Origin of the sequence: Acetobacterium carbinolicum, assembly GCF_047456275.1 — a bacterium.
Classification (GTDB): domain Bacteria; phylum Bacillota; class Clostridia; order Eubacteriales; family Eubacteriaceae; genus Acetobacterium; species Acetobacterium carbinolicum.
On record NZ_CP173357.1, the window covers coordinates 1,223,097 to 1,249,054 of the forward strand.

20 protein-coding genes, 8 tRNA genes and 2 rRNA genes are annotated in these 25,958 nt (G+C 42.5%); 24 read left to right on the top strand and 6 right to left on the bottom strand.

Going from position 1 to position 25,958, the window contains the following annotated elements; genetic code table 11:
• Window positions 1-101 precede the first annotated feature (101 nt).
• The 10 genes from ACIZ62_RS05685 to ACIZ62_RS05730 all read left to right on the top strand — a co-directional run bounded on the left by ACIZ62_RS05685 (window position 102) and on the right by ACIZ62_RS05730 (window position 5,235).
• Window positions 102-177, top strand: a tRNA-Ala gene (locus ACIZ62_RS05685).
• Between the two features lie 19 nt (window positions 178-196).
• Window positions 197-273 (top strand) — tRNA-Ile (locus ACIZ62_RS05690).
• Window positions 274-645: 372 nt separating this feature from the next.
• Window positions 646-3,506, top strand: a 23S ribosomal RNA gene (locus tag ACIZ62_RS05695).
• 213 nt (window positions 3,507-3,719) lie between these two features.
• Window positions 3,720-3,836 (top strand): 5S ribosomal RNA (rrf, locus tag ACIZ62_RS05700).
• A gap of 9 nt (window positions 3,837-3,845) precedes the next feature.
• Window positions 3,846-3,920: transfer RNA gene (locus ACIZ62_RS05705), tRNA-Asn, on the top strand.
• 52 nt (window positions 3,921-3,972) lie between these two features.
• Window positions 3,973-4,047 (top strand) — tRNA-Glu (locus ACIZ62_RS05710).
• Between the two features lie 15 nt (window positions 4,048-4,062).
• Window positions 4,063-4,139, top strand: a tRNA-Asp gene (locus tag ACIZ62_RS05715).
• Between the two features lie 570 nt (window positions 4,140-4,709).
• Window positions 4,710-4,785, top strand: a tRNA-Thr gene (locus ACIZ62_RS05720).
• A 29-nt stretch (window positions 4,786-4,814) separates the two neighbouring features.
• Window positions 4,815-4,899, top strand: a tRNA-Tyr gene (locus tag ACIZ62_RS05725).
• Between the two features lie 260 nt (window positions 4,900-5,159).
• Window positions 5,160-5,235: transfer RNA gene (locus ACIZ62_RS05730), tRNA-Lys, on the top strand.
• 121 nt (window positions 5,236-5,356) lie between these two features.
• Here ACIZ62_RS05730 and ACIZ62_RS05735 read toward each other — a convergent pair.
• On the bottom strand, window positions 5,357-5,623 hold the full coding sequence (locus tag ACIZ62_RS05735; RefSeq protein WP_414151418.1) for a metal-sensing transcriptional repressor: 267 nt from the start codon (window positions 5,621-5,623) through the stop codon (window positions 5,357-5,359).
• Between the two features lie 2 nt (window positions 5,624-5,625).
• Complete coding sequence (locus tag ACIZ62_RS05740) at window positions 5,626-8,214, bottom strand: heavy metal translocating P-type ATPase (protein WP_414151419.1); 2,589 nt, start codon at window positions 8,212-8,214, stop codon at window positions 5,626-5,628.
• Between the two features lie 235 nt (window positions 8,215-8,449).
• On the opposite strand from ACIZ62_RS05740, the gene ACIZ62_RS05745 reads away from it, so the two are divergent.
• From ACIZ62_RS05745 to ACIZ62_RS05785, 9 genes are all read left to right on the top strand, one after another.
• Window positions 8,450-8,782, top strand: coding sequence for a hypothetical protein (locus ACIZ62_RS05745; protein ID WP_414151420.1), 333 nt, complete (start codon window positions 8,450-8,452; stop codon window positions 8,780-8,782).
• Between the two features lie 64 nt (window positions 8,783-8,846).
• A complete protein-coding gene (locus tag ACIZ62_RS05750; protein ID WP_414151421.1) occupies window positions 8,847-9,893 on the top strand; it encodes a V-type ATPase subunit in 1,047 nt (348 codons plus the stop codon).
• 20 nt (window positions 9,894-9,913) lie between these two features.
• Window positions 9,914-11,884, top strand: coding sequence for a V-type ATP synthase subunit I (locus tag ACIZ62_RS05755; RefSeq protein WP_414151422.1), 1,971 nt, complete (start codon window positions 9,914-9,916; stop codon window positions 11,882-11,884).
• An 11-nt stretch (window positions 11,885-11,895) separates the two neighbouring features.
• The gene (locus tag ACIZ62_RS05760; protein ID WP_111887559.1) at window positions 11,896-12,336 is read left to right on the top strand and encodes an ATP synthase subunit C; all 441 of its coding nucleotides are present in this window, start codon (window positions 11,896-11,898) and stop codon (window positions 12,334-12,336) included.
• A gap of 2 nt (window positions 12,337-12,338) precedes the next feature.
• Window positions 12,339-12,641 (top strand): V-type ATP synthase subunit F, encoded by a 303-nt coding sequence (locus ACIZ62_RS05765; protein ID WP_111887558.1) that lies wholly within the window; start codon window positions 12,339-12,341, stop codon window positions 12,639-12,641.
• 12 nt (window positions 12,642-12,653) lie between these two features.
• Window positions 12,654-13,271, top strand: a complete 618-nt coding sequence (locus ACIZ62_RS05770) for a V-type ATP synthase subunit E (protein WP_414151423.1) — start codon at window positions 12,654-12,656, stop codon at window positions 13,269-13,271.
• A gap of 33 nt (window positions 13,272-13,304) precedes the next feature.
• Window positions 13,305-15,059 carry a V-type ATP synthase subunit A gene (locus tag ACIZ62_RS05775; protein ID WP_322519931.1) on the top strand — a complete coding sequence of 585 codons (1,755 nt, stop codon included), beginning with the start codon at window positions 13,305-13,307 and terminating at the stop codon, window positions 15,057-15,059.
• 9 nt (window positions 15,060-15,068) lie between these two features.
• Complete coding sequence (locus tag ACIZ62_RS05780; RefSeq protein ID WP_414151424.1) at window positions 15,069-16,451, top strand: V-type ATP synthase subunit B; 1,383 nt, start codon at window positions 15,069-15,071, stop codon at window positions 16,449-16,451.
• 8 nt (window positions 16,452-16,459) lie between these two features.
• Window positions 16,460-17,074, top strand: coding sequence for a V-type ATP synthase subunit D (locus ACIZ62_RS05785; protein WP_111887555.1), 615 nt, complete (start codon window positions 16,460-16,462; stop codon window positions 17,072-17,074).
• Window positions 17,075-17,205: 131 nt separating this feature from the next.
• On the opposite strand, the gene ACIZ62_RS05790 is transcribed toward ACIZ62_RS05785, so the two are convergent.
• The 4 genes from ACIZ62_RS05790 to ACIZ62_RS05805 are packed head-to-tail and all read right to left on the bottom strand — an operon-like array spanning window position 17,206 to window position 21,847.
• Window positions 17,206-17,649, bottom strand: coding sequence for an amino acid-binding protein (locus ACIZ62_RS05790; protein ID WP_111887554.1), 444 nt, complete (start codon window positions 17,647-17,649; stop codon window positions 17,206-17,208).
• Between the two features lie 20 nt (window positions 17,650-17,669).
• Window positions 17,670-18,968, bottom strand: a complete 1,299-nt coding sequence (locus ACIZ62_RS05795; protein ID WP_414151425.1) for a phenylacetate--CoA ligase family protein — start codon at window positions 18,966-18,968, stop codon at window positions 17,670-17,672.
• Window positions 18,969-19,015: 47 nt separating this feature from the next.
• Window positions 19,016-20,686 (bottom strand): glutamine--tRNA ligase/YqeY domain fusion protein, encoded by a 1,671-nt coding sequence (locus ACIZ62_RS05800; RefSeq protein ID WP_414151426.1) that lies wholly within the window; start codon window positions 20,684-20,686, stop codon window positions 19,016-19,018.
• A 51-nt stretch (window positions 20,687-20,737) separates the two neighbouring features.
• On the bottom strand, window positions 20,738-21,847 hold the full coding sequence (locus tag ACIZ62_RS05805; RefSeq protein WP_414151427.1) for an aminopeptidase: 1,110 nt from the start codon (window positions 21,845-21,847) through the stop codon (window positions 20,738-20,740).
• A 234-nt stretch (window positions 21,848-22,081) separates the two neighbouring features.
• Here ACIZ62_RS05805 and ACIZ62_RS05810 point away from each other — a divergent pair, with 234 nt between their 5' ends.
• The 5 genes from ACIZ62_RS05810 to ACIZ62_RS05830 all read left to right on the top strand — a co-directional run bounded on the left by ACIZ62_RS05810 (window position 22,082) and on the right by ACIZ62_RS05830 (window position 25,895).
• Window positions 22,082-22,249 (top strand): zinc-ribbon domain-containing protein, encoded by a 168-nt coding sequence (locus ACIZ62_RS05810; RefSeq protein WP_041668887.1) that lies wholly within the window; start codon window positions 22,082-22,084, stop codon window positions 22,247-22,249.
• A 169-nt stretch (window positions 22,250-22,418) separates the two neighbouring features.
• Window positions 22,419-22,685, top strand: a complete 267-nt coding sequence (locus ACIZ62_RS05815) for a GIY-YIG nuclease family protein (RefSeq protein ID WP_322519901.1) — start codon at window positions 22,419-22,421, stop codon at window positions 22,683-22,685.
• 11 nt (window positions 22,686-22,696) lie between these two features.
• Window positions 22,697-23,731: a potassium channel family protein gene (locus ACIZ62_RS05820; RefSeq protein ID WP_414151428.1), complete on the top strand. Its 1,035-nt coding sequence runs from the start codon at window positions 22,697-22,699 to the stop codon at window positions 23,729-23,731.
• 47 nt (window positions 23,732-23,778) lie between these two features.
• Window positions 23,779-25,131 (top strand): MurT ligase domain-containing protein, encoded by a 1,353-nt coding sequence (locus ACIZ62_RS05825; protein ID WP_414151429.1) that lies wholly within the window; start codon window positions 23,779-23,781, stop codon window positions 25,129-25,131.
• On the top strand, window positions 25,131-25,895 hold the full coding sequence (locus ACIZ62_RS05830; RefSeq protein WP_414151430.1) for a type 1 glutamine amidotransferase: 765 nt from the start codon (window positions 25,131-25,133) through the stop codon (window positions 25,893-25,895). Before ACIZ62_RS05825 ends, ACIZ62_RS05830 begins: the two co-directional genes overlap by 1 nt.
• Window positions 25,896-25,958: the final 63 nt, after the last annotated feature.

Below are 25,958 nucleotides of genomic sequence, written 5' to 3' on the forward strand. Positions count from 1 at the left end.
CTAAGGAATACAGGAAGTCATGGTACTATTTTCTTTTGTATGACCATTTGGTTATACAAGACACAAGCAATCAGCATAAACTTAATACGTTTTAATGTTGGGGGGGTGTAGCTCAGTTGGGAGAGCACCTGCCTTGCAAGCAGGGGGTCAGGAGTTCAAGTCTCCTCATCTCCACCAATTTTTAAAACAAACGCATGGGCTTGTAGCTCAGGTGGTTAGAGCGCACGCCTGATAAGCGTGAGGTCGGAGGTTCAAGTCCTCCCAAGCCCACCATAACAAACTGAACGCAAGTTCATAAAACAAAAGGATCGTATTTTTCATCAGAATTCCTTATTTATTTAAGGAAGAATTTTGTCGAAAAATGCGTTAGTATTTGTACCAGTCACACGCTAATGCTTAGTGACTTGCCAAATTTCATCAAATTTGGACAAATACGTCGATCATTGAAAACAGCATAGTGTATAAATAAAATTTTGAAATACAATTTCTTAACACGAAAACGTAATTTTAGGATCGTATTTTTCGCCAATATTCCTTATTCAGTTAAGGAAGAATTTTGCCGAAAAATGCGTTAGTTTTTACATCAGTCACACGCTAACGCTTAGTGACTTACCAAATTTTAACAAATTTGGGTAAAAACGTCAGGATCAAGAAGAAAAGAGCACAGGGTGAATGCCTTGGCAATCAGAGCCGAAGAAGGACGCGACAAGCTGCGAAAAGCTACGTGTAGGTGCACATAACCGTTAAAGCGTAGATATCCGAATGGGGAAACCCGGCTGGTAGAAGACCAGTCACTGTAACGTGAATACATAGCGTTATGGAGGGAACCTGGGGAACTGAAACATCTTAGTACCCAGAGGAAAAGAAAGAAACATCGATTCCTTTAGTAGCGGCGAGCGAACGAGGAAGAGCCCTGATTACATCAAGGCTGTATTATTAGTTGAACGACATGGGAAGGTCGGACGCAGAGGGTGAGATCCCCGTAGACGAAAATAGTATGGACGGGTAATCGACGAGTACCACGGGACACGTGTAACCCTGTGGGAAGATGGGGGGCCCACCCCCCAAGGCTAAATACTACTGATTGACCGATAGCGGAAAGTACCGTGAGGGAAAGGTGAAAAGAACCCCGGAAGGGGAGTGAAATAGAAACTGAAACCCTGTGCTTACAAGCAGCAGGAGCTAACGTGACTGCGTGCTTTTTGTAGAACGGGCCAACGAGTTACGGTATGTAGCAAGGTTAAGTACTTCAGGTACGGAGCCGTAGGGAAACCGAGTCTGAATAGGGCGATTAGTTGCATGCTGTAGACCCGAAACCGTGTGATCTATCCATGACCAGGATGAAGCTTGGGTAAAACCAAGTGGAGGTCCGAACCAGTGTCTGTTGAAAAAGGCTTGGATGAGTTGTGGATAGGGGTGAAATTCCAATCGAACACGGAGATAGCTGGTTCTCCCCGAAATAGCTTTAGGGCTAGCGTTGTAGAGAGAGTGATGGAGGTAGAGCACTGAATAGGCTAGGGGTCGTAAAGATTACTGAACCTTATCAAACTCCGAATGCCATGCACTTATATACGGCAGTCAGACTGTGTGAGATAAGTCTCATAGTCAAAAGGGAAACAGCCCAGACCATCCGCTAAGGTCCCCAAGTCCAGATTAAGTGGGAAAGGATGTGCAACTGCACAAACAACCAGGATGTTGGCTTAGAAGCAGCCACACATTTAAAGAGTGCGTAATAGCTCACTGGTCGAGTGGTTGTGCGCCGAAGATGAACGGGGCTAAAATCTGGCACCGAAGCGATGGATTATGGTACTACCATAGTGGTAGGGGAGCAATGTCTTGAGGGCGAAGCGAAACTGTAAGGTTTGGTGGACACAAGACAAGAGAGAATGTTGGCATGAGTAGCGAAAGTGAAGTGAGAATCTTCACCATCGAAAGCCCAAGGTTTCCTGAGGAAGGTTCGTCCGCTCAGGGTAAGTCGGGGCCTAAGCCGAGGCGAGCAGCGTAGGCGATGGACAACAGGTTGAAATTCCTGTACCACCTTTAATTGTTTGAGAGATGGAGTGACACAGAAGGATAAGCGAACCCAGCGGTTGGAAAAGCTGGGCCAAGCGTCAAGGCTGAGTAGGGAGGCAAATCCCCTTACTTTTAAGGCCAAGGCGTGACGGGGAACGAAAAATAAGTAGGGAAGTCGCTGATTTCACGCTGTCAAGAAAAGCTTCTATTGAGAGAGAAGGTGCCCGTACCGTAAACCGACACAGGTAGGCGAGGAGAGAATCCTAAGATGAGCGGGAGAAGTGTTGTTAAGGAACTCGGCAAAATGACTCCGTAACTTCGGGAGAAGGAGTGCCCCCTTATGGGGGCCGCAGAGAAGAGGCTCAAGCGACTGTTTAGCAAAAACATAGGTCTCTGCTAAATCGAAAGATGATGTATAGGGGCTGACGCCTGCCCGGTGCTGGAAGGTTAAGAGGAGTGCTTAGCGCAAGCGAAGGTGCAAATTTAAGCCCCAGTAAACGGCGGCCGTAACTATAACGGTCCTAAGGTAGCGAAATTCCTTGTCAGGTAAGTTCTGACCCGCACGAAAGGCGTAACGATTTGAGCGCTGTCTCGACAACACACCCGGTGAAATTGTAGTACTCGTGAAGATGCGAGTTACCCGCGACAGGACGGAAAGACCCCGTAGAGCTTTACTGCAATCTGGCATTGAGTTTTGATCGTGCACGTACAGGATAGGTGGGAGACAAAGAATTTGGGACGCTAGTTTCGAAGGAGTTGCCCTTGGGATACCACCCTTGTACGATTGGAATTCTAACGAGTGGCCGTAATCCGGTCATCGGACAGTGTCAGACGGGCAGTTTGACTGGGGCGGTCGCCTCCTAAAAAGTATCGGAGGCGCCCAAAGTTACCTTCAGGATGGTTGGAAACCATCTCTTAGAGTGCAAAGGCAAAAAGGTGATTGACTGCGAGAGAGACATCTCGAGCAGAGACGAAAGTCGGGCTTAGTGATCCGGTGGTTCCGAGTGGAAGGGCCATCGCTCAACGGATAAAAGCTACCTCGGGGATAACAGGCTTATCTCCCCCAAGAGTCCACATCGACGGGGAGGTTTGGCACCTCGATGTCGGCTCGTCTCATCCTGGGGCTGAAGCAGGTCCCAAGGGTTGGGCTGTTCGCCCATTAAAGAGGCACGCGAGCTGGGTTCAGAACGTCGTGAGACAGTTCGGTCCCTATCCGTCGTGGGCGTTAGATATTTGAGAAGAGCTGTTCCTAGTACGAGAGGACCGGAACGGACAAACCACTGGTGCACCAGTTGTTCCGCCAGGAGCATAGCTGGGTAGCTAAGTTTGGAAAGGATAAGTGCTGAAGGCATCTAAGCACGAAGCCCCCTTCAAGATAAGATATCTCACCGAAAGGTTAAGGTCCCTGATAGACGATCAGGTAGATAGGCTGGATGTGGAAGTATGGCAACATATGGAGCTGACCAGTACTAATCGACCGAGGTCTTGATCCAAGATTTTATACACTGTGCTGTTTCCAGTGATCGTTACGATCACCGAAAAACAACTTAATAAACATAGCAAGTAGGGATGAGGATCATCTTTTTCTCTAAAAACAGTTTGATTTTTAAGGATTGTTTTTAGAAAAAAAGATGGGCCATTTAGCTGGTCTGACCGCTAACGCTCCTTCAAACCTATTTGTTTTTAGCAAAACAAAGCTAAATAAGTCTCGCGACGATGGCGGAAGGGCCACACCTGTTCCCATACCGAACACAGAAGTAAAGTCTTCCAGCGCCGAAAGTACTTGGTGGGCAACTGCCTGGGAGGATAGGACGTTGCGGGATTTTAAATAATCCTCAGTAGCTCAACGGTGGAGCACTCGGCTGTTAACCGATAGGTTGCTGGTTCAAATCCAGCCTGGGGAGCCATTAAGACATCAAGCGGGTGTGAACCATAATGATTCATATCCGCATTTATTACGGCCCCTTGGTCAAGCGGTTAAGACACCGCCCTTTCACGGCGGTAACAGGAGTTCGAGTCTCCTAGGGGTCACCAATTTCATATTCACGCGGCCTGGTAGTTCAGTTGGTTAGAATGCCAGCCTGTCACGCTGGAGGTCGAGAGTTCGAGTCTCTTCCAGGTCGCCATTTAAGCAGAGAACCAAAAATGCATGAACGTAGTGAATGAACATTTTTGCGTGAATCGCTTATGCAATTATCGACAGTTTGCTTCCTTTAAATTTGAATTAAGCAAAATAAGAGATAATTGTAAACATTATAATATGTCAAACACTTTTTATTAAGCTGATGTGGCTCAATTGGCATAAGTAGAGAGCCAAAAACGTGCGACCGTAGGAAGCAAGCGTTTTTGAGTGAATCGCTTAGTTGATTGGTACTGGTTTGAAATAACGTAATTTAATGTGTCAATATTTTATCATTAAGCTGATGTGGCTCAATTGGCATAAGCAGAGAACCAAAAATGCACGACCGTAGGAAGTGAACATTTTTGAGTGAATCGCTTAGTTGATTGGCTGTGATTTGAAATAACGTAATTTATATGTGTCAATATTTTATCATTAAGCTGATGTGGCTCAATTGGCATAAGCAGAGAACCAAAAACGTGCGACCGTAGGAAGCAAGCGTTTTTGAGTGAATCGCTTAGTTGATTGGTACTGGTTTGAAATAACGTAATTTAATGTGTCAATATTTTATCATTAAGCTGATGTGGCTCAATTGGCAGAGCAGCTGATTTGTAATCAGCAGGTTAACGGTTCGAGTCCGTTCATCAGCTCCATTTTTATGTCAAGAATTATTTAAACATCTGGGAGAATGCCCGAGTGGCTAAAGGGGGCGGACTGTAAATCCGTTGACAACGTCTACGATGGTTCGAATCCATCTTCTCCCACCAACGCTTTATCCCAATTTCATACCTGAAATTGGTCGGCAGTCGAGCATAGCGAGACAACAGTGATAAAGCTAACGCATTTTAATTGAAAACTCATCCAACTAGGATGAGAAGAGTTTTCGAATAAAATACGCTCCTCTAAATACCCATTAGCTCAGTTGCCAAGTAGAGAACCCAAATCTTTGATTTGGTTGAATCCCTTAGTTAGGCAAACGGGAGTATTCATAATCGTTTGGAGACAGACAAAAAGTAAATTATAGCATGACCCATTAGCTCAGTTGGTAGAGCATCTGACTTTTAATCAGGGTGTCGGGCGTTCAAGTCGCCCATGGGTCACCAATTTCTAAATTTAGCCGCAGATGATGCGGTTTTTATTTTGTTTGAATCAAAAAAAAGCCGCCCAAGATCTTGACCGATCGTGGCGGCTTTTTTTTAGTTACAGGCGCTAATTTAGTCTAATCTATCGATAATATTTATCAAGGACAAGCATGATCTCATCAATTTTTGCTTCACCATCGCCTTTTTCAAAGGCATCTGCTACACAAGAATTCATATGTTTTTTTAAAATTTCCAGGTTCGTCTTTTTTAAAAGGGCCTGAACTGCGAGGATTTGTTTCGAAATGTCAATGCAATACCGATCATTTTCAAGCATCTTTATAATACCATCGATCTGACCCCGGGCAGTTTTAAGCAGGTTTAGCTCAATTGTACGATCCTTGACTTCCATAATTATTCAGTGATTTCAGAGGCCGGGTAACCTGCTTCTGTGAGGGCAGCAGTCACTGCACTTAGATTAACATTATCGGAAGCTGTAAAACTGGCCTGGCTTTGTTCTAGAGATACGGACACATCACTGATTCCATCAATGCCATTTAACACACTTTCAACACGTTTAACGCAGTGTTGACAACTCATATCACTAACTTTTAATAATTTTTTCATTTTTTTTCCTTCTTTCATTTCAATTTTTTTATCTTTAAGCAGTGTTGCTTTGCTAACGGTAGGATTTGCTTCAGGTTGCTTTACGTTTAATAATTTAGCTTTAAATGTTTTTAGCGATAAAGCGTTGAGCACAACGGAAACTGAACTTAAGCTCATTGCGCCGGCGGCAAACATTGGGTTTAGTTTTAGACCAAACGGTATAAATAAAACACCAGCAGCAAGGGGGATACCAATCACATTATAAATAAAGGCCCAAAATAAGTTTTGTTTGATGTTCTTCAAAGTGGCCTTACTTAATTGTATTGCTGAAACAATATTCATTAAATCGTTTTGCATAAGGATAACATCGGCCGATTCAATGGCGATGTCGGTGCCGTTACCAATTGCAATGCCGACATCACTTTGGGCTAACGCCGGGGCATCATTGATGCCATCTCCGACCATAATTACCTGATGTCCCTCTGCTTGCAGATTCTTTATCATCGATGCTTTTTCATGGGGAAGCACATTGGCTACGACATTTTCGATGTTGACCGTGTTGCCAATTGCCTGCGCTGTCCGTTCGTTATCGCCGGTGAGCATATAGACCTTGATCCCCATTGCTTTTAGTTGCGAAACGGCTAAATTACTGTTTTCCTTAATGGTATCGGCAACGCCGATGATGCCTTTGACCGATTGATCCCAGCCTACTAATAGCGGCGTTTTCCCCAAATCAGAGAGTCGCAGATAATCGTTCATAATGTGATCGACGGAAAGGCTATTTTGCTCCATTAGTTTGATATTTCCTATCACTACATTTTTACCAGCGAGCTGACCTTGAATACCTAATCCAGATAACGAATCAAATTTTGACACTTCATGTAAAGAAAGATGAAGTTCATCGGCTTTATTTACAATCGCTTCACTCAGCGGGTGCTCTGATTTTTTTTCTAAAGAAGCGGTTATGGTTAACAATTCATTCTGATCGATTTCAGAATCATAAAGAATGATATCGGTAATCGATGGAGAACCGATCGTTAAGGTACCGGTCTTATCGAAAACAACGGTATTTGATTTGCCAAGAATTTCCAAAGCCGGACCATTCTTAAATAAGATGCCTTTTTCGGCGCCTTTTCCGGTACCAACCATAATAGCTGTTGGAGTGGCTAGTCCTAAGGCACAGGGGCAGGAAATAACGAGAACAGATATCGCAGCCGATAAGGCAAAAGATAGCCCAAAACCAAGGATCATCCAGATTATAAAAGTCAGCAGTGAGATTCCCATTACTGCGGGAACAAAAAAGCGACTGATTTCATCGGCAATTCGGGCAATTGGGGCTTTCGATGACTGTGCTTCTTCAACCAGTTGTATAATTTTACTGAGGGTAGTGTCCTGTCCGATCTTAGTCGCTTTAAATTCAAAAGAACCGGTTTTATTCATACTGCCGGAAATAACAGTGTCACCGGTCACTTTTTCGACAGGCAAACTTTCGCCAGTCAGTAGAGATTCGTCAACGCTGGAATGACCACTCAGAATAATCCCATCAACAGGAACACGTTCTCCGGGGCGAATAATGATAATATCATCGATTCGAACCTCATCAATAGAAATTTCGACTTCTAAATTATTTCTTAACGCGCGGGCGTTTTCGGGTACTAAAGCAATCAATTTTTCGATCGCTTGGGACGTTTTTCCTTTTGCTTTTGTTTCAAGAAATTTGCCTAAAGTGATTAAAACTAAAATAACAGTGGTTGATTCAAAATAGAGTTCATGTGAATAGTGATGAATCAATTCCATATTATCATATGAAAAACCATAAGCGAGGATAAACAAAACGATAACCCCATAGATAAAGGCAGCACTCGTGCCTACGGCCACGAGCGAATCCATATTAGGAATACGTTTGGCCAGAGCTTTAAAACCATTGATGTAAAAATGCCGACACAAAAAGACAACCGGTAAGGTTAGAAACATTTGCGTTAAGGCGTTAATCAGTAAATTTTTTTCGCCAGCTAAAAAAGCTGGAATTGGCAAGCCGATCATCGGACCCATGGCGAGATAAAATAAGGGGAGGGTAAAGATCAGCGAACTGATGAGTCGCGCTTTAACTTCGTCAATTTGAACTTGATAACCGGGCTTATCATTTTGTTTTTTATTAGTACCTGAGGTGAATTTACTTCCTTCCTCAACCAGTGTTGCGCCATAGCCTAGAGCTGTGATGGTGGTGACAATCAGCGGTACGGGAGCAAGTGTCGGATCATGCTGGACAATCAGTTTCTCATTTGAAAAATTGATAACGGCAGAATCGACACCATCTATTTGGCCAACTTTACGTTCAATGGCGCTGGCACATGCGGTGCAGGTCATGCCACTAATATTAAACTGCGTTCTTTCCATAGTGAGTCCTCCTTTTAAATCTACCCCTCATGGGGAGGGGTGTCTTTATAACCGAATAATACACCATTTATCGATTTGTGTCAACACAATAATTAATTTTAAGAAACATGCAATCGGTTGCTGGAAAAAATTACATCTTGCTATCATTTTTTAAAGTGCTATAATGAAAAACAGAAATATTGGGTATATTAATAAGAAGAAAATGTTTTGAAATTTAATTGAAAGGAGATTAATCATGTTACATAGTGAAGACGCAGATATTAATTTGGTTATCAGGCAAGTTATCGATTTAGATATGAAGGCGGTGCGGATCAAAAAAAATGTTAGCCAACGAGCGGATCGAATTTTAGAGCATACTAAAAATAAGATTAAAGCAAATGAGAAAAATGAATTAGATGGTGTTCAGGAATTAGCCAAACAAAACTATCACGTGGAGATTACCAAGGCCAAAGAAGAGCGTCAAAGCATCATTGATTCGATGGATCAGGAATTAGCTAAGACTCGATGCCGATATGATGAGAAAAAAGATGAAAAGGCACTGGAAGTTCTGGAAAAACTCTTTAAGTAACCGATGGCAGTATCTGATTCTATGGATTTTCGATCTAAATTTTATAGAAAAGTGTGAGAGTTAAATGTCTAAAAGTAAACATGCAGCTATAAATACAAAAGTGCTTGCAATGCGAGCTCGAAGAATTAATGATAAAGATTATCTTGAGTTGATTAAGGCAAAAGACTTGAAAGAAGTATTCCTTTACCTAAGAGATCATACTTATTATGGCGATTTTTTAAGTAAAATGAATCCAGAAGATCTTCATCGAACAGAGATTGAAGCGCACTTGAATGATTTGAAAGTGCGTGACACCGAAAAGCTGATGCATTACCTACTCGGTGAGGAAAAGAATTTTCTTCTGATTTTGCTAATCCGTATGGAGGTCGAATCGATTCGAATTTTAATTCGTGGCATCGCCAGAAGTGGTAATTTGGAATCACTCAAGGCACTAATGATTTTTTCCGAAAAGTACACCAAAATACCTTTTGATCGTCTTTTTCGTGCTAGAGACTGGGAAGAATTTAAAAAGATGCTCGTTAATACTGATTACTACCGTATTTTTGAAATTTATAAGGATATCAGGGGTCCCCATGACTTAGTAATGGTGGAAAAAAATCTGGATCGCTATTATTATGATTTGTTAAAAAACCGTTTAATGAAGCTTGATAAAAAATCGAATCAAGATTTAATCGATCTACAAAGACGAAACTTCGATTTGCTAAATTTAATCTGGATTTATCGCGGAAAAAAATTCTATAGCTTATCCCGAGAAGAATTAATTGCCTATTCGCTACGCGGTGGTCTGGAGCTTAATGAGAAACGTTTGTTAAGCCTGGTTGATGCAAAAAATCTCGTCGAAATTAAAGCTTTATTAACAAATTCTGATTATGCATTTCTTTTTAACCACACGGATACCATCGATTTATTTATGGAAAGACGCAAGGAACGCTATTTGTATTATCAGAACTTAAAGCTTTTCGGCGATAGTGACAGTGGTTTGGGTCGGGTTGTAGCATATGTGCGCTTGTTGGATTTTGAAATCGAAGATATCACGTCAATAATTGAAAGCAAGCGTTATCGAATGGGCGCGGATGAGACAAAAAAATATTTAATCAGACCCATTGATTAGGGTGTGAAAGGAAGTACTCTATGGCAGTTGAAAATGTGATTATGATGGATGTAGTCGGCAAAATTAAAGATGTAGACAAATTTGCCAAAGACATTTTTCTTTTCAATGACATACAAATAGTGGACGCCATGCACGAGATTGACTCGGGTAGATTTATTCTGCCAATTCGGGAAGAAAACATGGGAGAACTATTGGGGTTTGCTCAGCTTGTGTCTGGAGAAACCATGATGGATGAGAAGAATTTTGTCAAAACCGTAAATAAATTAAATGAACTCTACAAGGGATCCCTCAGTTTAGATATGGTGTCTTTAGCAAAAGGTGATACGGATCTCGGAAAAGCGTTGGCCAATGCTAAAGCTTTTGAAAACAATTTAGTCCTTGAGTATGGCGAGATCAAAGAAATAAACGATCGCCTTGAAGCGCTTGAAAAAAGCAGAACGGCTTATGGCTATTTAGATGAACTGGAAGCTAATATGAGCGAACTTGATCATCTCGAAAATTTCTCGTTTAGTATGGGATCAGTTACAAAGGATAATGCCGCCCGCTTGAAAAGTATTTATAACAGTGTGACTTCAATTGTATTTCATGTTGGCAATCAGGTAGACAATGAAGAAGTGTTTATGATTGTGTCCCCCAGGGATTTAGAAATTGAATCCAAGCGGATTCTAAAGGCGTTGAATTTTAAGCCCATTGAAGGGTTTAGTTCAGAATATACCGAAACACCAAAGATCATTCTTAAAAAAATTAATCAAGAAGTTGAAGTGTTAAAAGAAAGAAAATCAAAGTTACTTGTGGATTTGAATGCCCATTTAAAAGAAAATAAAAAAGAAGCAACGGAGAGTTTTAATACCCTGAGTTTATATGGGAATTTGAGCATCATTAAAAAATATATGGCCTTTAGTGAAGAGAATTTTTATTTTTCTGGATGGATTTCCAGACGTGATAAAAAACGGATGGAGGCGATCGCCGCTAAATACCCGGAAATGATCATCATGTTTTCGGATACAAATAGTGGCAGTGGAAAGCCACCCACTAAATTGAAGAATAATTGGCTTTTTCGTCCCTTTGAGACCTTAGTAAAAATGTATGGCGTGCCCTCATTTAATGAGCTGGACCCAACCCCTTTTTTAAGCATAACCTATATGTTTTGTTTCGGATTTATGTTTGGTGATGTTGGCCAGGGCCTTATTTTGGCTCTCGCTGGCTGGATCCTGGGAAAAAGGGGAGTAGTGCTTGGGAAAGTGCTGTTACGATTAGGGATGTGCTCTACGTTTTTCGGGTTTATGTATGGCAGTGTTTTTGGATTTGAAGAGGTGATTCATCCGCTCTGGTTAAGACCCTTCCATGAGATTAATACCGTCCTTCTTTCGGCCGTTCTGATCGGAATTGTGATGCTTTTTGTTGCCTATATTTACAGTATCATCAACAAACTTAAAAAGAAAGATATCAAAGAGGGGATTTTTGGAAAAAACGGTCTCTGTGGTTTTGTTTTATACGCCAGTCTTTTGGGGATTTTGGGTTTGAACTTTGGAATATTTCCGCATCTGGAAATCTTAGTTCCCGGATTGATTCTTCTGGCAGTGTTTTTGGTATTTTTGGTACTAATAAGAGAACCTTTGGCAAACTATTTGATGAAGAAAAAGCCCTTGTATGAAGAAACGGCATCAGAATATTATGTCGAGAGCGGTTTTGAGCTTTTCGAAATGTTTTTGGGTATGTTGAGCAACACCCTTTCCTTTATCAGAATCGGTGCCTTTGCATTGACCCATGTGGGTCTGTTTATGGCCTTTCAGACATTGGCCATCATGGTACAAAATGGTGTGATCAGTTTTGGGATACTCATCTTTGCCAATATATTCATCATTGCTTTGGAAGGTTTAATTGTTGGTATTCAGGCATTAAGATTACAATTCTATGAGTTGTTCAGTAAATACTATTCAGGTGACGGGATTGAGTTTAAACCGGTTGATCTGGAAATTAATCTAAATTAAGGAGAATTAAAATGAATCTATTAACTCTGATTACAATTGGAGCAGCACTGTTAGTTTTGGGAACAATCGCTTGTGGGGTCTATTTTGTCTATAATGATTGTGATGAAAAAAGTCAGAATATGAAAAAATTCTTGCGCGTAAATCTGTCAACATTTATTCCTTTACTCGCTGGGGCCCTTATTTTTATGGCTCCCAGTATTGTTTCAGCCGCGACTGACGGCGTATCCAGTGGAATCACAGATGCCGGTTTAGGTTATATCGCGGCAGCACTATCGACCGGGCTGGCTTGTGCTGGGGCTGGTTATGCAGTCGGGGTTGTTGGTTCGGCCGCCTTGGGCGCCGTTTCTGAAGATCAGAAAATTTTAGGTAAAACCCTTATCTATGTTGGCTTGGCAGAGGGTGTTGCAATCTACGGTCTGATCATTTCAATTATGATTATTGGAAGTTTATAAAAATGAAATCTTATGTGATTAGTGAGAACCGGGATTCTTATCTGGGAATGCAACTAGCGGGTATCGAAGGGACTTATTTAAAATCAAAAGATGATATTGAAGCGGCTTTTAAAGAAGCCTTGAAAAACAAGGATATTGGAATTATTTTTTTGACGGAAAAAGCATATTTGATGATGGAAGAAACTGTAAATGAAGTAAAGAAGAAGTATTTTACGCCTTTAATTACAATTATTCCGGATCGTTATGGTTATCAAAGAAGCGAAGGAATGATAACACGGTATATTAAAGAGTCTGTGGGATTGTAAGGATGTGATAAAATGATTTCTGTAGAAGAAAAACTCCGGGTGTTTACCCAATATATTTTAAGTAAAGAACGAAAATGGGGAAAAGATATCATCTACGAAGCGAAAGAAAAGCGGGACGCCCTATTGGAAGACTCGTGGGAAAAAATCAGAAAAGAAAAAAGGTCTGTTGAAGAACGGAGTTACCATACTATTTTCAGAGATAAAAATAAAATTATCGCAGAAGGAAAAAACAAAGCCAAAGCATTAGAACTGGAAGAAAAGAAACGCATTTTACTGGATTTTAATCAGATTATCCGGGAAAAGGCCAGAGCGTATCTGACCGAAGAAGTTTACGAGCGCTATTTGCGTGATTGTATCGCGCAGATACCGCAGGTATTTGAAAGTAAAAAGGAACTGGTTGTTTTTGTCAATGAACGCGATTACGAACAAATCAAAAACCTCATTGACGAGCAGTTAGATGGTTATGCGGTAAACTATCATAAGAATTGTCAGGAGTGTATTGGCGGATTCATTGTCGAAGATGAAGAAGTCAGCCTTCATTGCGATTTTACCGTTGAAAGTCTCATAAAAAGCAATTATAAACTCATCGGAATGACACTTAATGGGTTTATGGAAAAGCAGGTGATTTAGGTGGCAGTTACAGAAGAAAAGAAAATTACCGGGATGATTTCGGCGATTAATGGACCGGTTATCAAAGGTAAAAACATGACCACCTTTAAAATGCGGGAAATGGTCACGGTTGGTGACAAACGGCTCATTGGCGAAGTGATTATTCTAGAAGGTGACATAGGCACGATTCAGGTTTATGAGGAAACGGAAGGGCTGAAAATTGGCGAGGTAATCAACCCTACCGGCAGACCACTGAGCTTGAATTTAGGTCCTGGGATGTTAAAAAACATGTTTGACGGAATCCAGCGTCCCCTGGAAAAAATTCAGGAAATCTCGCCAATTTTTATTCCGGAAGGAATAGGACTTTTATCCATTGATGACAAAAAAATGTGGGAAACCGTCTTGAGTGTTAAACCGGGGGATGCGTTAGCGGCGGGGTGTATTTTTGGCACCGTTTCGGAAACGGAAGTTATAAAAAATCGGTTACTGGTGCCACCAAACCTTTCGGGAACCGTTATTGAGGTGGTCCCTGATGGCAGCTATACCATTGACGATGTGCTGGTGCGAATTTCGGATCATAAGAATCAGGTTCATGAATTAAAAATGGCCCATGAATGGCCAATTCGTACACCTCGTCCCAATGCCTACCGAAAAGAAACCCTGGTGCCATTAATCACTGGACAGCGGGTAATTGATATCTTTTTCCCCATTGCCAAAGGTGGAACAGCAGCGATCCCCGGGGGATTTGGAACCGGAAAAACGATGACTCAGCATCAGTTGGCCAAGTGGTCGGATGCAGATATCATTGTCTATATCGGTTGCGGTGAGCGGGGAAATGAAATGACTGAAGTTATTGAAGATTTTCCCAAACTTATCGATCCCCGGTCGGGCAAATCGATTATGGAGCGAACGGTTTTAATTGCCAATACGTCCAACATGCCAGTAGCGGCCCGGGAGGCCAGTATTTATACTGGCATCACCATTGCCGAATACTATCGGGATATGGGTTACGCGGTGGCAATGATGGCAGACTCTACTTCGCGCTGGGCGGAGGCGCTGCGCGAGATCTCCGGCCGTCTGGAAGAGATGCCGGCAGAAGAAGGATATCCGGCCTATTTACCATCCCGAATTGCTGAATTTTACGAACGGGCTGGTAGTATTGAAACCCTGGGCGGGGATGAAGGTTCAATTACAATTATCGGTGCCGTATCACCAGCCGGAGGAGATTTCTCCGAACCGGTTACTGAAAACACCAAGCGCTTTGTCAATGTTTTTCTGGCGCTGGATAAGAGTCTTGCCTATGCCAGGCATTACCCGGCCATTAACTGGCTGGAAAGCTACAGTGGTTACATTAAAATACTATCGGACTGGTATGAGGACAATGTGGCCGAGGATTGCATTTCACTCAGAAATAAAATGCTGGAGTTGATGTATGAAGAAAACAAGCTCCAGGAAATGGTGATGCTAGTTGGAGAAGATGTGCTACCCGACGATCAGCGCTGGGTTCTTGAGATTGCCAAACTGATCAAAGTCGGTTATCTGCAACAGAACGCCTATAATAAAGATGATACCTATGTCCCCTTGGAAAAACAGTATGCGATGCTAAAAGCCATTGAATATTTATACGAACGCGGTCGGGAAGGCTTAAAACTCGGAATACCGACATCGCAACTAAAAGATCTGAATATTTTTGGGCAGTTCATAAAAATGAAGTATACCATTCCAAATGATGATTTAAGCGGGATTGATCGGCTAAAAGATGAGATCGACCAGTATTTTGAAGTGCTTTTTAAAAAATATGAGAATTAGGGGGAAACAATGAAAAAAGAGTATTTAAAAATTGATAAAGTCGTTGGTCCCCTGATTCAAATCTCGGATGTGGACGATGTTTTCTACGGTGAAGTGGTTGATATTGTCGAAATCAGCACCGGGAAAGTCAAAAAGGGAAAAGTCATCAAAATTGACGAAAAAAAGGTTACCGTCCAGGTTTTTCAAAGTACGGCCGGCTTGGCCGCCGGAAACAGTATTATCAAATTTACTGGCGAATCCTTTAATTTGCCGATGTCCCTGGATTTACAGGGACGGATCTTTAATGGCATCGGTGAACCGATTGATAATGGCAGTGACATTTTTAGTTTGGTTGAAGCAAACATTAATGGTCGTCCCATTAACCCGATGTCCCGGGAATATCCGCGGAATTTTATCCAGACGGGTATTTCTTCCATCGATACTCTGGCGACGCTGATCCGCGGTCAAAAATTGCCGATTTTTTCAGGTAATGGCTTACCTCATAATGAATTGGCCGCTCAAATTGTTAAGCAGGCCCGACTAGGAGACAATGTTCACGAAGATTTTGCGATTGTTTTTGCCGCCATTGGGGTTAAACACGATGATGAAAAATTCTTTAGGAAGAGCTTTGATGATGCCAATGTCATGGACCGGGTCGTGATGTTTGTCAACTATGCCGATGATCCCATTGCCGAACGGATTACAACGCCCCGCTGCGCTTTAACAGCAGCCGAATATCTGGCGTTTGAAAAACATATGCATATCCTGGTCGTCATGACCGATATTACCAGTTACTGCGAGGCATTGCGGGAAATATCCTCCGCTCGTGAAGAAGTTCCCAGCCGTAAAGGCTATCCCGGTTATATGTACTCGGATTTGGCTTCTCTTTATGAACGAGCTGGGATGTTAAAAGACCAGGTTGGTTCAATTACGTTTTTACCAATACTGACCATGCCAAATGATGATATAACGCATCCGATCCCGGATCTGACCGGATATATCACCGAGGGGCAAGTTGTTTTAGGGCGTGATCTTTTCCAGCGGAGTATTTACCCGCCGGTGGCTATTTTGCCATCGCTGTCCCGACTGATGAAAGATGGTGTTGGTGAAGGTTTCACCCGGGAAGATCATGCTGAGGTTGCCAACCAATTGTTTGCTTCCTATTCCAAGGTTCAGGAAGTAAGGGATTTATCTCAGATTATCGGTGAGGAGGATCTAAGTCCCACTGATAAAAAATATATGGCTTTTGGACGTGCTTTTGAGGCGAAATTTCTAAACCAGGGTTTTGATGAAAGTCGAAATATTATGCAAAGCCTTAACCTGGGGTGGAAACTTCTGGCTTTATTACCACTGACGGAGCTGGATCGACTGAGTCCTGAAAACATCGAAAAATATTTCCCTAAAGAAATGTAGGTGGGATGATGGCCATTAAAATAACGCCAACAAAAGCAAACCTGATAAAAGCGAAGAGTCGAATGAGTTTTTCGGTAAAAGGGTATGATCTTTTGGATAAAAAAAGAACCATCCTGATCCAGGAGATCATGCAATTGGTTAAAGAAGCGGAGTTGATTGAAAATGAGATCAACCAGAAGTTTCAGGAAGCCTATAAGGCGTTGCAACAGGTTTGCATTAGCATGGGACTCAATCACCTGGAAGAGTTTGCCTTATCAATAAACTCGGAAATGCCCTTTGAGATTCGAATTAAAGGGGTAATGGGGGTTGATATACCGGAGGTGGTTTATACCGAAAAATACGAAAAAAGTCTTCCCTATGGATTTTATGAGAATAATCCGGCCCTGGATATTGCCATCAAAAAATTTAATGATGTCAAATTTTTGTCCTATCAATTGGCCCAGGTTGAAACAACGGCCTATAAACTTTCGTTAGAAATTAGAAAGACTCAAAAAAGTGCCAATGCCCTGGATAAGATTCAGATTCCCCGATTAAAGGACGAAATTAAGTATATTCAGGATACCATCGAAGAAAAAGAGCGGGAAGAGTTTTTCCGGCTTAAAAAGGTTAAAAATAGACGATAAAACAAAGCCGGAGCAACGCTCCGGCTTTTACTATGTCGTCGACTGCCTGCCGACCGAGCAATTATTAATTCATTGTTTGCTTGCGGACGAATAATTGTTGGTACGGGGTTAAGGGACCAAGTGTATTTTGTTTAGTTATTTTGAACGTTATATACGGCCTCTTTGGGAATCAGGTTAAAATCCGAGGCGGTCAGCAGGGCAATGGCTTTTTCCTGATCGTCGGCTTTTAAAATAATCAGGGGTGAACCCTGGTTATTGGGCATAACGAAAGAATAGACATATTCAATATTGACGTCATTTTCAGAAAGGAGCGAAAAGACATCATGAAGGCTGCCAACCTTATCAGAAGGATCCACCGCCAGCACATAGCTTTGTTTAACGACATGCCCGGCGTTTTTTAGAGCCTCGGCGCCCACCTCGGGTTTATCCACGACGATCCGCAAAATCCCGAATTCAGCGCTGTCAAAAACGGAAATAGCGCGAATATCAACCTGGGCATCTTTTAAGACTTTGGTGATCTTGCTGAGATGGCCTTTTTTATTTTCAATAAAGACCGATAATTGATTAATAAGCATGGTTTGCCTCCTATAAATTTTTAAGATCGCAGATCGATGACCCGTTTGGCTTTTCCTTCGGAGCGAACCAGACTTTTGGGCTCAACCAGATGAATACCGGCGTGGATGCCAAGGATCGTATGGAGTTTGGATTCGATTTCTTTGTAAAGCTGATCAAGCAGGGTAACCGAGACCAGCAGGTCCTGATTGATCACTTCGACATCGATTTCGATACGATCAAGATACCCTTTTTTGAGCACCCGAATCTGGTAATTTGAGCCGATTCCCTCAATGCCCAGGAGTACCCCTTCAATTTGTGATGGGAAAACATTAACCCCACCGATGATTAGCATATCGTCGGTTCGGCCAGTGATCTTTGCCATCCGGGCAGAGGTTCGGCCACAATCGCAGGGGGTGGTGTCAAGCTGAGTGATATCCTTGGTGCGGTAACGGATTAGCGGTAGTCCTTCTTTGGTAATTGGTGTAATCACCAATTCGCCGACCGAACCTTCCGGCAGCACTTCCAGGGTTTCGGGATCAATAATTTCGGCAATAAAATGATCCTCATTGATATGCATGCCGTTAAAAGCCTGACACTCTCCGGAAACTCCGGGACCGATGAGTTCGCTCATGCCATAGTTTTCAGTCGAGATAATGCCCCAGGCCTCGTTTAGTTTTGCCCGCATTTCTTCGGTGGAGCCTTCGCCGCCAAAGAGTCCGTAGTTAAGAAACAGTTCTTCTTTGGGATCAATCCCCATTTCCTGGGCGGTTTCAGCCAGATGCAGGGCGTAGGAGGGGGTTCCGATCAGGACGGTGGATTGGAAATCCTGCATGATCATAATCTGTTTTTTAGTATTTCCGGAAGAAATCGGGATCACCCCGGCGCCAACCTTTTCCAAACCCTGTTGTAAGCCAAAGGCACCGGTAAAGAGACCAAATCCAAAGGTGATCTGGGCGGTATCTTCATTGGTGACGCCACCCATGGTCACAATCCGGGCGATAACTTCCCGCCAGACTTTTAGATCATTTTTGGTATAACCGACCACAGTTGGTTTTCCGGTGGTCCCGGAAGAGGCATGATAACGGACAATTTTATTTTTGGGCACGGCAAAGAGTCCGAAGGGATAATTTTTCCGCAGGTCTTCCTTAGTGGTGAGTGGGAGGAGCCGCAGATCTTTAAGGCTTCGGATATCCACCGGTTTAACCCCGGCGGCTTTGAACTTTTCATGATAATAAGGCACGTTTTCATAAACGTGATGCAGGGTTTTCATTAAACGCTTAAACTGGAGTTTCCGGATTTCTTCCCGGGATATTTTTTCTTTTTCAGACCATATTTTCATAACTTATTCCCCTCGTCTAAAAGCAGCATGTAGCAGCATTAATAAATTTATTTTGTCGGTTTCCAAGAACTTTTTAAAGAGACGATCTGGTTAAAAACCAGTGCACCTGGTTTAGAATATTTAGGATCGACCGAGAAAAAGCCGTTGCGGATAAATTGGAATTTTTCATAGGGCTCGGCTTTTAGCAGTTCTGGTTCAATATAGGCTTTGACAATTTCCAATGATTTCTGATTGATCCGTTCCAGAAAGTTATCTTTGTTGAGGCCGGCATCATCCTCAACCAGGTAGTCGTAGAGGTGGAGTTCCACTTCGCTGGCGTGGTTGGCGTCCACCCAGTGGATGGTCCCTTTGACCTTTCGCTCACAGCCTGCGCCGGATTTGGTGGCCGGGTCGTAGGTACATTTAAGCTCAATCACCTGGCCATCGGCATCTTTGATCACTTCCTGACAGGTGATAAAGTAGGCACCGCGCAGGCGGACCTCATTTCCGGGGAATAGCCGAAAATACTTTTTGGGAGGAATTTCCATAAAATCCTTGCGGTCAATTAAAATTTCGCGGCTAAATGGTGTACTGTAGCTTCCCATCGCGTCATTTTCCTGATTAAGTGGTAACTCAACCCATTCTGTTTGATTTTCCGGGTAGTTAGTAATGGTTACCTTCAGAGGATCAATGACCGCCATTAAACGGGGGGCCTTTAGTTTTAAGTCGTCCCGAATAAAATGTTCCAGCATCGCGATATCCACAGTACTGTTGGTTTTGGCGACTCCAATGGCTTCGCAGAAAGCCTGAATGGATTCCGCCGTAAAGCCACGGCGGCGCAAGCCGGAGATAGTGGCTAAGCGGGGATCGTCCCAGCCGTCGACAATTTTTTCATCGACTAATTGCTTTAAAAACCGTTTGCCGACAATGGTTTTTGTCAGATTGAGTTTGGCAAATTCGATTTGTCGCGGGGGTTCATTCTTAAAATCGTCGATGTTAGCAAGCACCCAATCATAGAAGGGTCGGTGGTCTTCAAATTCCAGAGTACAGAGGGAGTGTGTAACACCCTCGATGGCATCCTCAATCGGATGGGCATAATCGTACATCGGATAAATAAACCAGTCGTTCTCGGTCGAATGGTGTTTGGTGTGCATAATCCGATAGATGGCCGGGTCCCGCATATTCATGTTGGGGCTGCTCATATCAATTTTAGCCCGCAGGATATAAGAACCCTCTGGTAGCTTTCCAGCCTTCATCTGAGAAAACAGGCTCAGGTTTTCGTCAATGCTGCGGTTGCGGTAGGGACTTTCTTTGCCGGGTTCAGTCAGGTTTCCCCGATACTGGCGCATTTCTTCAGCGGAGAGCTGATCAACAAAGGCCAGGCCCTTACCAATCAGTTCAACGGCGTATGCCGCCATTTTATCAAAATAACTGGAGGCAAAAAAGAGTCGGTCGTCCCATTTGATTCCCAGCCAGGTGAGATCTTCCTTTATCGAATCGACATATTCCAACTCTTCTTTGATCGGGTTGGTGTCGTCAAAGCGGAGATTAAACTTGCCGTGATATTGTTTTGCAATGCGATAGTTAAGTAGTGAGGCTTTAGCATGACCGATATGTAAATAGCCGTTTGGTTCGGGGGGGAAGCGGGTGTGAACGCGATCGTTGGTGTAGACTTTGTTAATAATGTCCTGATCGATTGCATTGGTGATAAAATTCGTCTTTTTTTCCGTGGTCTCCATTAATTTCCTCCTGTTTATATATTTGCCAATAATACCATAAAGTCGGGGTTATTACAATTTTTTTATAAACCGACCGTTCTGATAAAAGAGCTCTCCGTCGGCATAAATCGCACCGCCGTCTTTCATGTCACAGAGCATGTCCCAATGGAGCATCGAATCGTTGATGGGTCCGCATTCTGGATAGGATTTACCCAGAGCCATATGGATGGTGCCACCAATTTTTTCGTCAAAAAGCATGTTTTTGGTAAACTTAGTGATGCCATAGTTGGTGCCGATGGCAAATTCGCCAAGATAATGGGAACCTTCGTCCGTATCAAGCAGAGCGTTAAGCAAATCTTCGCCACGTTTGGCACTAGCCGTTACAACCCGGCCATCTTTGAAGGTGAGCTTAATGTCTTCAATTTCCTGTCCGCTGTAAATACCAGGAAAGGTGAAACGAATGGTTCCGTTTACGCTTTCTTTTACCGGCGCAGTAAAGACTTCGCCACTGGGGAAATTATGGTGACCGTCGGAATTGATCCAGATCCGGTTTTCGGTGCAAAGGGTCAGATCGGTATCTTTGGCAAGCACATGGAATTCTTTTTTTTGATTTAAATAGGTGACCATTGCCGCCTGTTCATGATGAATTTTCTGCCAGGATGCAATGGGATTGTCGGTATTGAGGAGACAGGCAGAAAATACGAATTCTTCATAGTCAGAAAGTGACATGTTCGCTTCCTGGGCGCCACTTTCAGTGGGATAGAGACACAGCGTCCAATCCATTTCACCCCGGGCGACCCGGTCATTGTAAATTTTAGTAACCGGTGCGCCAGAACGGCGTTGTAGAGCGATACGCTCACCAGGAATTGCGGCCAGGGACCTTAAGTTATGGTCTCCCAAAATGTTTAGAATCTTATCCGCTTTTGAATAGATTGACATCATCATGGGGGCATTAAACTGCAGTTGATCATCACTGCCTTCCTTTAAAAGAATTTCTGAAATTCCTTCCGGGTTAAGCAAAACGGTAGGGTGGGCGCCAGCTTTTAACACGGCCTGGTAGCATTCTTTAATCAGGGGCAGAGCCAGATCAGACCCCCGGATTACAACCCATTCGTCTGGTTTCACATAGAGGGAATAGTTGATTAGGGTTTGGGCATATTTTATCAGTCGATGATCTCTCATGGTTTATCTCCTTATAATTGAAATAGTATTAGTTAAATATATCCGAAAAAAGAATTTAACTCAATAAAAAATTAAAAAAACAGGTGACAAATGTAAACGAACATTGTATAATAACTACAGTATAGTTAATGATTACATGTTCATAAATGGTAACAACGTTCAGACAGAATGGTCCATGCTCCATTTAAAAAAGAATAATCAGATCCTGTACATAAAATTAAGTGGAGGTTACTCATGGAAGACAGAACTTTAATTTGTCAAGATTGTGGCGAAGAATTTGTATTTACTGTAGGTGAACAAGAATTCTACCAGGAAAAAGGTTTTGACAATGAACCAAAAAGATGTCGTGAATGTCGAACAAAAAGAAAACAAACGAGAAGACCAAGAAATAGCAATTTCTAGGAATTACGAAAAAAACAATAAAGATCCCTTTTAGGGATCTTTTTTTCATGGTGTGCCAGTTAGCATCGGAATTGCCAGAATCAAATCGATTCGTAGATGGAATCGATTTGTCCTTATAATAGACGTCTCCGAGAAGATTTTCCACGGATACGGAAAGAAAGATAAACAAATGATAGACAAGGCTTACGTTTATATCGTAAAATGTAATGACAATACACTTTATACGGGGTGGACTTGTAATCTAGAAGCTCGGATTAAGGTTCATAATTCGGGAACCGGAGCAAAATATACCCGGGGTCGCCTGCCGGTGACGCTGGTTTATTGGGAAGCCCTCAATAATCGGTCGGAAGCCCTCAGTCGGGAAGCCGTGATAAAAAAAATGTCAAAAAGACAAAAAATAAAATTGATTGAGTGTTGTGAATCGCAAGACCAATGAGGAGTTTTCATATGAATCCGTTAGTCAATGAATTTCCGGTATACGAGACCCTTGCCAACGGTAATACCATTATTATTATTTATGATCTGTTTATCCTTTCGCTTTTTTTGTTTGAACTTTTTCTATTTTATAATAAAGAACGACTTGTTGAAGCAGTAAGGCAAAATAAAACTAAAAAAATCAAACCATTTCGCCGTTTTCTGGTAAAGTTAATCGTTAATTATGAGTATCAGGGGATTCTAATGGTTACCAGCGCATTGCTAATTATTTCACTGGTGGTCGTGTCCAGCCATCATCGTATTCTAATAAGTGAACTGATCGGAATTTTAGGAAGTTTTGCCGTTTTTATCATCGTTGTATTTTTGGTTCAGCACCTCTTTATGAAAATTGACCAGTTTCAGGATCTTGTCGTCTCCCGATTTGTGGATCTGATCTTTTATCTGGTTTTGGGTCATTATTTTGTATTGTTTGCGAATTTTATTTCACCGCCAAGTTTGCCACTCGGTCTGGTGGGGCTTTCTTTTGCCTTGATCCTCTGTTTTTCGGTGATGATTCGAGCCATTGCAAATCCCAGTATCATTCGGAGTTCGGTTTCAAAAAGGCGAAAATATCAGGAAACCGCCAGTATTTTAAAGGGCATGCTGGTACTGGTTGTCAGCGAAATGAGTATCCTCTATTTAATGGTTTATAATTGCTTTAAGATCGATCCGAATTTTTATGCCGCTAATTCAGACCGGGCCCTGGACGCCTTTGATATGCTTTATTACATGGTCATCTCTTTTGCCACCATCGGCTATGGGGATATCCATCCTGTACGCTTTAACGGGATGATCTACGGTGAACTGGTGGCGATGGTCATCGGTTTAGCCAGTATGTTTAGTACCGCTTGCTTTGTTGGGGCAGTGGTTGCCGGAGCCGCCCAGATGAGTTGGAGTCAAAGCCTGGAAAGCGAAAATCACAGTGACGGATCAGAGCAGAACGAACCCAGTGATCGAAAAAGCATGATCACCGTGGTTCGAGAAAAATTAAAAAATAAACAACTGTAACGTTCGCGGCACGATTGCAACGTCAATAATAAGAAAGGTTATTAATCATGAAATTTTATCTCGCATTATGGTTTGCAAAATTAATGGGTGTGGCCATCAACATGATCAGTAAGGATCGGGGCACCAATCTGCCCGGAGAAAAGGCTTTGACGATCGACCCTGATTTTGTAAAACATTTTAAAAACATCGACTATTCGAAGGTTATTTTCATTACGGGGACGAATGGAAAATCGTCAACGACTAACCTGGTTACCCACATTTTAAAACAAAACAGAAAAAAGATCGTCTCGAATCTGGAAGGTGCCAATTTACTCGGTGGCATTGCCACAATTCTGGCCAAAGAAGCGAGTTTATCGGGGAAACTTAAGGCCGACTATTATATTTTTGAAACGGATGAGCGCTACCTGCCCTTGATTTATGCTCAATTGCCAGCTCAAAACATGCTAATTACCAATTTGCAAAAAGACCAGGTCCAGAGAAATGGGGATCCGGATTTTATTATCCGTAAATTAAAAGAGGTGGTGAATCCCAAGATGACACTGATCCTCAATAACGAAGAACCGCGATCCCGATTTTTTGAGGAAACCGCCTGCCGCTCGATCTATTACGGAGTTTCCCATCACGATGAATCATTCACCAAAGGTGCGGATTTTCCCACCCAGGCGTGTCCCAAATGCCATCACGATATGAGCTTTGACTATTACAATGTGGACAGTATCGGGCCTTTTCATTGCGACTTTTGTGGCTTTGCCAGCAAAAAAACACCGGACTATCTGATCACTGACCTGAATTTTTATGATCAAAGTTTTAAGTTAAAAGATGTGAGCTTTCATATGCCCTACGATCTGCCCTTCATGTTTTATAATTACGCCGGTTCTCTGGCTGTTTGTGAAGCAATTTGTGGGATTGCGCCAGAAGCTGCGGCCAAGGCTTTTGAAAACTTTAAAAACATCGGCGGCCGCTTTGAGGTATTGACCTATAAGAACAAAACCATTAAATACATGCGGATTAAACAGGAAAATCCCGATACCCTTCAAAGTGCGTTAAATATTATGGCTTCTGATCAGAGTGAAAAAATGGTGGCCCTGGGTTTGTATGTGGTCAATGACTTTGTGCCCCATTATATCAATACCTTTTACGCCTTTGACTGTGATTTTAAACCAGTAGTCGATTCCAATGTCGAGCGATACCTGTGTTTCTCTGAGCATGTTTCATATGATACCGCCAATCGGCTTATTTATGATGGGGTTGCCAAAGAAGCGATCACGATCATGGACAGTGATAATATTAACGAAATTTTCGCCGAAATTGATAAGGCCAAAACAGATAATATTTATTTGATTACCTGGCTTTCCACCTTTGAAAAGATGAAAAAATTTATCGAGGGAGGACAGAATTAATGCAACAGACGATAAAAGTCGGCTGGCTTTTTAATAATATGTTTAACCTGCATGGCGACCGGGGTAACCTGTTGGCCATTCGGGCTGAAGGGGAACGGCGGGGTTACCGGGTTGAGGTCGAACAGATTAATCTCGATACGGAGACCTTTAATCCGATCGATTTTGACTTCCTGTTTTGTCCACCGGGAGAAATTGAACATTTTGAAGTAGTTGCGGCCTATCTGGAACCGCACCGCAAAGAACTGATGGATTATATTGAAACCCGGCCGATGCTGGTGACCGGCACCTCGGTGGGTCTTTTTGGTGAAACAATAAAGCGGGATGATCAGTCCACGATCAGAGGATTGGGAATTATTGAGGTGAAAACACGGGAAAATCATGTCGTCTACGGAGATGATCTTTATTACAGTTGCCGCTACAACGGCAAAGAAATGGACATCATCGGTAGTCAAATTCAGATGTTGGATCTGGATATCAAAGAAGAGTCGCCTTTTGGCTGGTTAAAATATGGTTATGGCAATAACGGCGAGACCCGCTTTGAAGGCGTTATCAGCGGCAAGGGTATGTTTACCAATACCTTGGGTCCGGTTCTGGTTTGTAACCCCTGGCTGACCGAAGAAATCATCAATTTAATTGAAGCCAATAAAAACTGGCCAGTCTGGGAAGACCAGCGTGATAATTCCTTGGAACTAAAATCACTAAAAACCAAGATCGCCCATATTAATAAAAAAGAAACCCGGCTGAAAAAGCTCGGTGAGCGTTAATCTAAACTACTAAGAAAGTGTTTAACGTGGTATTTAGCAGCAGCATTTAATACGGGGACTTGA